This is a genomic window from Chitinophaga sp. CCNWYY40, from assembly GCF_037483205.1.
GTDB lineage: Bacteria > Bacteroidota > Bacteroidia > Chitinophagales > Chitinophagaceae > Chitinophaga > Chitinophaga ginsengisegetis.
The window spans coordinates 1-9,164 of record NZ_JBBHLF010000014.1; the positions used below are offsets into that span (position 1 = coordinate 1).

The following is a 9,164-nucleotide window of genomic DNA, read 5'->3' on the forward strand; positions in this document are numbered from 1 at the left end:
GCCAGGCGACCGGATATTTCATCCAGCTCCCGGTAAGTAAAGTGGCTGTCTTTAAACACCAGCGCTGTTGCCTCCGGCTGTAAGGCCACCTGGCGCCGGAACAGTCCGGGCAATGTTACTCCTCGTTCATAATCAACATCCGTATCGTTGAAAGTATGTAATAACTGTTGCTCTTTTTCCTGTAGGTAATTATGTGCATACACAGGTATGCCGGGTGCTTCTACCAATAACCTGAGCAATTGTTTATAGTGATTGATCAGACCTGTGATAGCTGACCTGTCGTAGATATCTGAATTAAACTCCACCCTCAGGTACATGCCGTTTGCGATTTCGGCAAAGTTGAACAGCAGGTCCAGCTTTACGGCTACGGCCCCTTCTTCTGTTATGCCGTCCTCACCCATTTTGCGGAGGTTGGCGCTTGTTTCTCCCTGCTGCTGGTTCTGTAATACTACCATCACATCAAACAGGGCAGAACGGCTCGTATCACGTTTCAGTCGCAGGTCATCCACCAGCCGGTCGAACGGATAAGACTGATGATCAAAAGCGCCCAACGTGATTTCACGTACATGCTGCAGTAAAGAAAGAAAACTTTCATCGCCATTGAATTGTGTCCGTAATGCTACCGTATTCAGATAAAAGCCAATCTGGTTTTCCAGTTCCGCCTGTTTTCTGCCGGCCACAGGTGTACCTATGATAGCGCCACCCTGACCCGTATAACGATAGAATAAAACATTGAGCACGCTGATAAGTCCCATAAACAGGGAACAGTTCTGTTGCTGGCATAAACGCTGTAAACCGTCTACAAGGGATGGATCAATGCGGGTAGACAGGTAATAACCGTTATCTGTAAAAACCACTGGTCTCGTTTCTGCTATCGGCAGTTCCAACGATGGCAAAGTACCGGACAACTGCTGCTGCCAGTATTCACGATGTCTGTTCAATGCACCGCTTTCTACCTGTAATAGCTGCGAGCCCGCAAAATCTTTATACTGCACCAGGAGCGGTGATAATGCCGGTGTTGTTCCTTTGGCATATGCGGTATACAATGCCAGTATTTCTCCGCTCAGCAATTCCATCGACCAGCCATCACTGATGATATGATGCATGGTATAATGAAAAATGTAGCGGTCGGCTGCCAGGCGTACCAATCCTGCACGCAACAGCGGACCTTTGGCCAGATCAAAAGGGGCATTGGCATCCTGCCGGATATAATCGGCTACTTCTTCTGCAGTAGCTTCTTCCAGGTCTTTATAATCAAATCTGAACAGGGATGCTGCCGCCGGCAACACCACCTGCCGGAGATCTCCCTTCGCATTTTCCCTGAAAATGGTACGTAATATTTCATGTCGTTCAATACAGGTCTTTACCGCTTTTTCAAACCAGGGAAAAGAATAGGTACCTTCCAGCACAATCTCACCCGATAAATGATAAGCAAGGGAAGCTGCATTGATCTGATGCAATACCCACATCCTGCGCTGGCCATCAGATACCGGGTAATCCTCCATTTCCTCTACCTGCCGGATAACAGCATATTCACTGCGTTGATCGTATTTATTCAGATAGGCAATAAGCGCCTGTTTGTTATCTCTGATTTCTTTAATGAGCTCAGGCGCCAATGTATCATTGCCATTCCCGAACCGCAGTTTCAGGTCATTCCCTTCTACGGTCAATGATATCTTTTCGCGGGCAAGTTTCTTTATAAGGTTAATCATAACAGTCTATATTATTAGTTCTTTAATGTCTTTTGTATCTGTTTGCGATTTCAGCTGGCGGATTTCCATACTTATTTCTATTTCTTTCGATAACGCGGTGATAGTGGGGTTACGGAAAATGGTTTCTATCAGCAGTTCAATATTTAAAATCTTATGTATCCTTTTCAGTAAGGTCATTGCCTTAATGGAATCACCACCCAGTTCAAAAAAATTATCTTCCGGGCCAATATTATCTAACCCAAAAAACTCGCACCAGATGAGCATCAGTTGTTGCTCAATGCCGGAAAAATTATTATCCGCTAAAACAGGCGCCGGAGATCCGGGTGTAACCACCTTTACCGACGCGTTTCCTTTGTTATTGTTAGCTGCCCTGGTCAGTCTTGCGTACAGATCTGTGGCAGTAACTGTCATGGAACCTTTGTTACGAAGAGAAAGTGACTGTTCAAAAACCGTTATCAGCGCTGCAGGCGTAATACCGGCGCCCGCAGGCTGTTTATCATGAGGGAAAGAAAGTCCGTCCAGGTTTACCGTTATCCAGTTCCGCAGTTCCCTGCGATGGCTATCCGTAAAATGCTGCATAAAAGTATTGGCGGCAGCATAAGCACCGAAGGTTAAACCACCGAGTACAACAGACAGGCTAGACATCAGCCATACAAAATCCGGCTGCTGGTCCCTGAATATTTCATAGAGATGCTGCAGGCCATTGACCTTTGCCCTGAAATGCGCATTCACATCCTGTTCGTCCAGTTGTTCTACAGCAGCAAAATGCCCAATGTTGCCTGCGGCATGAATAACACCGTGAATAGCTCCCCAGCCGGCTGTTATTTCATTGATCGCCCCGGACAAGGCATTATAGTCCGCTACATCTGCACAGTAATAGGCTACCTGCCCAGGCAGTTGCTGTAATGTTTTAAATACGTCTGTGTTGGTTTGTTTTTGGAGAGATGTACGACCGATCAAGGCTACTTTCGCATTATACTGTTTCAGGAGATACGCTGCCAAACAGACGCCTGCTTTTCCCAGTCCACCGGTGATCACGTAAATGCCTCCTTCCCTCAGTATTGGAACAGCTGCCGGCGCTGGTTCCACCTGCTCAAAATCTTCTGCCCAGCGCTCTCCGTTTCTTAAAGCCACTACCTGTTGCTTTGCATTGTATTGCAACTCATCGTAAATACCGGCAGCTATGGCTGCAGGCGCTTCTTCCTGCGGGATGTCCACATTACAGTAAAAAAAGCCCGGTGTTTCCTGTACGAATACTTTTAATAATCCCAGCGCAGGCGCTACGCTTATATGACTACCGGCTGCGGGTCCGAAAACCGGGTGCAGCTGCTGCGTGATCAGCAGCAAACGTTTCAACGGCAAGGTATCATCTGCTTTCAACATTTTGCATAACTGCAGCAAGCAGATGAAATGTTGATGCAGAGCGGCGGCTGACAGGCTCCAGGTATATATCAGTTGTCCGGAAACAGCTTCGTTGACAATAAGATATTCCAGCAATTGCACATAATCCTCCTTCTTCAAAGGATTCACGGTAATTACACCATCTGCCGATATTTTAAATTCATCCCCCTGCAGGATGGTCACAACATCATGTCCTTTTTGCAGCAATAATGTTTTCAATGCCTCTGCAACGGCGCCGCCATTATCGAATAGCAGGCAGGTGTTACCAGTCTGCACAGGCCGTTCCATCAGCGACGATCGTTTCCAGCCATGCAGGTAATACAATGGATTTACCGGATTATCTGTGAGTCCCTGCTTGCGCAGCAGGTCGTTCACCGCTGTTATGGGATGCACTACAGCCGGGAGGTCCGTTTTATCAAAACAATAAGCAGGCAGCGGAATGTTTCGCCTGCCTGTATGGTAAAAACTATTCAGATTGACAGCCACTCCCTGCAACCATAATTCTCCTATCCGCTCCAGCAGTAATTGCAGGTCGTCTACCACTTCAAGTGGATGCCTGATCAGATTAACAGCGGTATTCCCGTTTGTTTTTTCATGGATTTTCCGGCAGAAGGTGGTCAGCGTATTACCAGGTCCGATCTCTATAAAAATCATTTTCCCGAAAGATGCCAGCGCATTGATCCCATCACGGAATAGTACGGGCTGTCGCATTTGCCCGTCCCAGTAGCCAGGCTGCAGCACTTCGTCGCCGGCTATCTTTCCGGATACATTAGATACAAACGGGATAAGCGGTTTTGAAAAAGTGATCAGCGCTGCCTTCTCTGACAGTTTACCTATAATGGGATCCATCATAGCAGAGTGAAAAGCGTGGGAAGTTTTAAGCGGTGTAAAGGGGATCCGCCGGGCGGTTAATATCTCCCGCAAGAGATTAATATCCTCCTCTGTACCTGACACCACACAATAATCCGGGGCGTTAACAGCCGCGATGGTTGTTCCTTTCACCAGTAAGGGTAAAACATCGGCGGCATCCCTTCCTATACTTAACATCGATCCGCCAGGCAAACCGGCCATCAATGCTGCTCGTTCCAGTACCAGCTTCATTCCGTCTTCAAAAGAAAACACTCCACTGATACAGGCCGTGGTAAGCTCACCAATACTATGACCAATCATATATTGCGGCCTGATTCCCCACTCGATCAGTAAGGAAGCCAGCGCGTATTCAAAAACAAACAACAACGGTTGCGCATGCAATGTGTTGTTGATATCACCGTCGTTAAAAAGCAGCGCCTTATAGTCTCTTCCAGTGAGTTGCTGCAACAATCCGAATCCTTTATCCATCTGCTGTTTGAAAAAGGGTTCCTGATCATATAATCCCTTTCCCATGTTGAGGTATTGTGCACCCTGTCCGGAAAACATAAATACAACAGCCGGTGGCTTTCCGTTTACCTCCGCGTACCTGCCCTGCTTCAGGCTGGCAATGGCATCACCGTTATCCTTACCAACAGTAAAATACCGGTGTTTGAACTGATGCCGGCGCTGCAGGGAGAAACTAATATCTTCCAGGGAGACTGGCTGTTCTTTCATAAAAGTTTCCAGGCTACCCACAAAAGTATCCAGCGACAATTTGCTTTTAGCAGTACATAGCAGCAACTGCGGCGCACTGCCTGTTGCCGGTGCCGGCAATTGTGGTGCCTCTTCCAGCACCACATGCACATTCGTACCGCCAATACCAAAGGAACTCACGCCTGCTCTCAGCGGTGTTCCCTGTAATGATTCCCATTTTTTGAGATGGGTGTTTACATGAAAAGGCCCGTGGTCAAAATCAATTTCAGGATTGGGGGTTCTAAAATGTAAACTGGCGGGAATTTCCTTGTGATACAGGCATAACACTGTTTTTATCAACCCGGCTATGCCCGCCGCTGTATCCAGGTGTCCCATATTGGATTTTACGGAACCGATGGCGCAATGCTTTTCCGGGTTATTGCCAAAGGCTTTGTTCAACGCTTCCACTTCTATTGGGTCACCCAGTTTGGTAGCTGTACCATGTGCTTCTACATAAGAAACAGAAGAGGGATGTATACCGGCCAGCTTATGCGCCATGATAATGCATTCAGCCTGTCCGCTGGCACTTGGTGCTGTATACCCAACTTTACGGTTACCATCGTTATTCACTGCGGAAGACCTGATCACCGCATAAATGTGGTCGTTGGCAGCAACGGCTTCTTCGAGCCGTTTCAGCACAACAATACCCAGACCTTCGCCACCCACTGTTCCGGAAGAATCCGCATCAAAGGTTTTACAATGTCCGTCGATGGAGTTAATCATGCCTTCTTTGTATACATAGCCGGTGCCATCCACCGTTTTTATCTGTATTCCACCCGCTACAGCTACATCACATTCTTTCATCAACAGATTACGGCAGGCGATATGCACGGCCGCAAGGGAGGTGGAACAGGCAGTATCGATAAAGTAGGCCGGCCCTTTCAGGTTCAGTTTATAGGCAACCAGCGTACTTAGAAAATTCCTGTTCACCAGCTGGTTCCTGGAGAAGGAGTCTACATTACTGTTTAAACCGGTTATAAAGTTATGCGCCAGCCAGTTGGAATTATCTCCCGCACCGGCAAACAAACCTATTTTCCCGGCATTCAGATACGGGTCTATCCCGGCATCTTCCAGGGCTTTCCATGTGTACTCATGAAAAAGCCGGATCTGCGGATCCATGATGGCAGCTTCATCCCGGGTATATCCGAAAAAAGAATAATCAAAAGAGCCCTTGTCTTTAACAGCAGCTCTTACTCCTACATAACCAGGCGTGTCTGTATCCGTATCAGCGGGTACATCAAAATCCAGCAACTCCTTTCCGGCGCGGAGATGCTCCCAGAATTCCTGTATATTTTCCGTATCAACGAACTTACAAGACATTCCTACAATGGCAATATCCTTTTTATTCATAATGGCATTTTTTGGGAATGATGGGCGTGTGACAAAAGATTATTATTCAAATACAGTCAGTATATCATCCAGGTCCTGTTCAATATTTTCATAGGTCGGCAGCAACTCAGGTTCCTGGCTGTTAAAAAGATAATCTGATAATTCCTGTATGTTAGGATAAGTGAACAGCTGTGTTACTTTAATTTCTTTATCAAACTGCCGGCTGATCTCCCCGGTCATCCTTACCAGGTCGAGGGAATTGGCTCCCATATCAAAAAAATTCTCCCTGATGCCAACAGCGGTTAAAGGTGTTTCTAAAATCCCGGCAATAATGGCAGTGAGATCTGCCTCTGCTTTACTACGGGGAGGAACATACGTAGTGGAGCTATGCCCATCCTCTACGGGCAGCAATACCAACGCCTTCTTATCTATTTTACCATTGGGTGTCAGCGGAAATCGGTCCAGTTTTATAAGCCTGGCAGGTATCATGTATTCCGGCAGCAGGGTTTGTAATTGCTGACGGATTTCTGTAGCTGTGTTGTTGTTACTACCGGTAAAAAAAACTACGAGTATCTTCCTGTTTGCATAGCCGTTATGTATCAATGCAATTGCCGCATCAATACCATCCAGCTGCGTCAGCGCATGTTCTATTTCGCCGGCTTCTATGCGATACCCCCTTACTTTTAACTGGTCATCCAGTCGCCCGAGACATTCTATATTACCATCCGGCAACCAACGTCCTATATCCCCGGTACGGTATATCCGCTCATCCGGATGATAAGGGTTGGGGATGAATTTCTCTGCTGTCAGCAAAGGGTTGTTCAGATATCCTCTCGCCAGCTGCACCCCGCCAATACAAATCTCGCCTACTGCGCCTACAGGTAACAACTGCCGACGATCACCCAGTATGTACAACTGCGTATTGGCAATGGGTTTCCCTATCGGCGGCGCTTTCCTGTTGTGTTTACTGATGGGATAATCTGTTACCATCACCGTACTTTCAGTAGGCCCGTACTGGTTCACCAACGTAAACGACAACTTCGACACATCTACATAAGGTAGCCTGTCGCCGCCAATCAATACATATTTCAGCAACAACCCTTCCGGCTGTGGTGCCGCCACCATATCCGGTATCAGCGCCGGTGGTACAAAAGCATGCGTGATCCCGTGCTGATGATAAAATTGCAGCAACAGTTCCGGACGTAAACGCAATTCATTATCGATAATATAAAGCGAGGAAGCGGATAATAACGCCGACCACATCTCCAGCGAACAGGCATCAAACCCTACGCCCGCCATAGTGGTAGACCGGCTTAAAGGCGTTACATCATAACGTTTAATATGCCATTCAATCAGGTTGATCATACTGGTATGCTCAATCATTACTCCTTTGGGCTTCCCGGTGGAACCGGAGGTATATATTATGTAAGCGAGACTGTCAGCGCTGACATCTGCTATCACCTCCTGTGCGGGGAAAGCGGCGATGCTGCTCCAATCCCGGTCGATCAATACGACCTGCTTATCCGTAATACCGGCAAAAGATGGCAGTAGTTCTTCCCGGGTGAGAATAATACCTGTACCACTATCTTTTGCTATATACTGTATCCTTTCCGCAGGATAGGAAGGATCAATGGGAACATATGCCCCACCGGATTTTAATATACCAAGTATGCCAACGATTAATTCAATACTCCTGTTCATACAGATGGCCACTGGCTGTTCTTTCACAACGCCCTTGCTCAACAGGTAACTGGCCAGGCAATTGCTGCGTTCATCCAGTTCCCGGTAAGTAAGCGCCCTGTTTTCAAAAACAAGTGCAGTTACTTCCGGATAGGCCTGCACCCTTTCTTTAAAAGCAGTAATGATTGTTTTGGTAGCAGCATAGTCTACAGCGGTATCGTTAAATGTTTTCAACACCTGCTCCTCTTCTGCGGATGTTAATCCGGCGATCTCCTCCAATGTTTTATCCTCCGGCCCGGAAAAGAGGCTGATGATGCCTTTCAGCTGTTCACTAATACATTTTACAGCGGCGTCGGTATACAGGTTTTTATTATAGTTGAATTTTATCTTTAGTTGCTGATCTCTCGTAATCACTACTACGTTAAAAGGATAGTTAGTACCGGCGGCTGCATCTGATGATAACAGTTCCAGTTCTTCCAGCCCTTTACCACCGGTTTCTTTTCCTTCCGCTATTTCCCATACAGGAAAGTTTTCGTGGATCAATATATGATCAAACAGGCGGTTGCCAGGTATACTGCGTGATTGGATGTCTGATAATTTCACGTAGTGATGGGGCAAACTTTTAACAGCATCCTGGTGCAACTGCTGTAATAATGCTTTAACGGTCATCTGCCCGTTGTAACGGGCCCTCACCGGGATGGTATTGATAAACAGTCCGATCATATTCTCCACTCCTTCCAGTCCGGCCGGACGGCCGGATACGACGGCGCCAAACACCACATCTTCCGTATTATTATAACGGGACAGCAGGTAACTCCATGCTCCCTGTATAAAAGTATTTTCGGTAATGCCTGTGTGCCGGCAATAACGGGTGATCTGTGCCGCCTCTGCTGCACTGAATGTCAGCATGCTTTCCCCGGTCAGATATGCTTCACTCCCAGCCTCCCTGAAAGGTAAAGTGGCTACCTGTTCGTATCCGTCGAGATAAGAGGTCCAGTATGAGTGGCTGTTTTCCTGATCCTGCTCCGCTAACCAGCGGATGTAGTTAACATAGGGAGCTACAGGTGGAAGAACCGGGATGCTGTTCTGTAACAGACTGCGGTAGATCGCGAAAAATTCCTGCAGCACTACACTTCCACACCAGCCATCCATCAGGATATGATGATGCGTCCAGATAAATTCATATTCGTCCGCGTTCAGCTCCAGTACCATGAGCCGCATACAGGGTCCCCTGTGGAGATCAAATCCTTCTTCGCAATCGGCCGTTTTATAGGCCTGCACCGCCACTGCTTCCAGTTGCTGATGCCGGAAGTCCGGCGCCATGTATTGGTGTACTGCCTGGATGGTTTGTTTGCTATATGCATGATGAAAAGAAGTGCGCAATATAGCATGCCTGTTCACCAGGTACGCATAACTTTGCCGCAGCACATCCATATTAAA

3 protein-coding genes are annotated in these 9,164 nt (G+C 47.3%); all 3 read right to left on the reverse strand.

What is annotated here, in order from left to right; genetic code table 11:
* Positions 1-1,712: condensation domain-containing protein (locus V7S65_RS32130; protein WP_336389624.1), on the reverse strand; the 1,712-nt coding region annotated here is incomplete at its 3' end.
* Between the two features lie 6 nt (positions 1,713-1,718).
* Complete coding sequence (locus tag V7S65_RS32135) at positions 1,719-6,065, reverse strand: type I polyketide synthase (RefSeq protein ID WP_336389625.1); 4,347 nt, start codon at positions 6,063-6,065, stop codon at positions 1,719-1,721.
* 42 nt (positions 6,066-6,107) lie between these two features.
* Positions 6,108-9,164: non-ribosomal peptide synthetase (locus tag V7S65_RS32140; RefSeq protein ID WP_336389626.1), on the reverse strand; the 3,057-nt coding region annotated here is incomplete at its 5' end.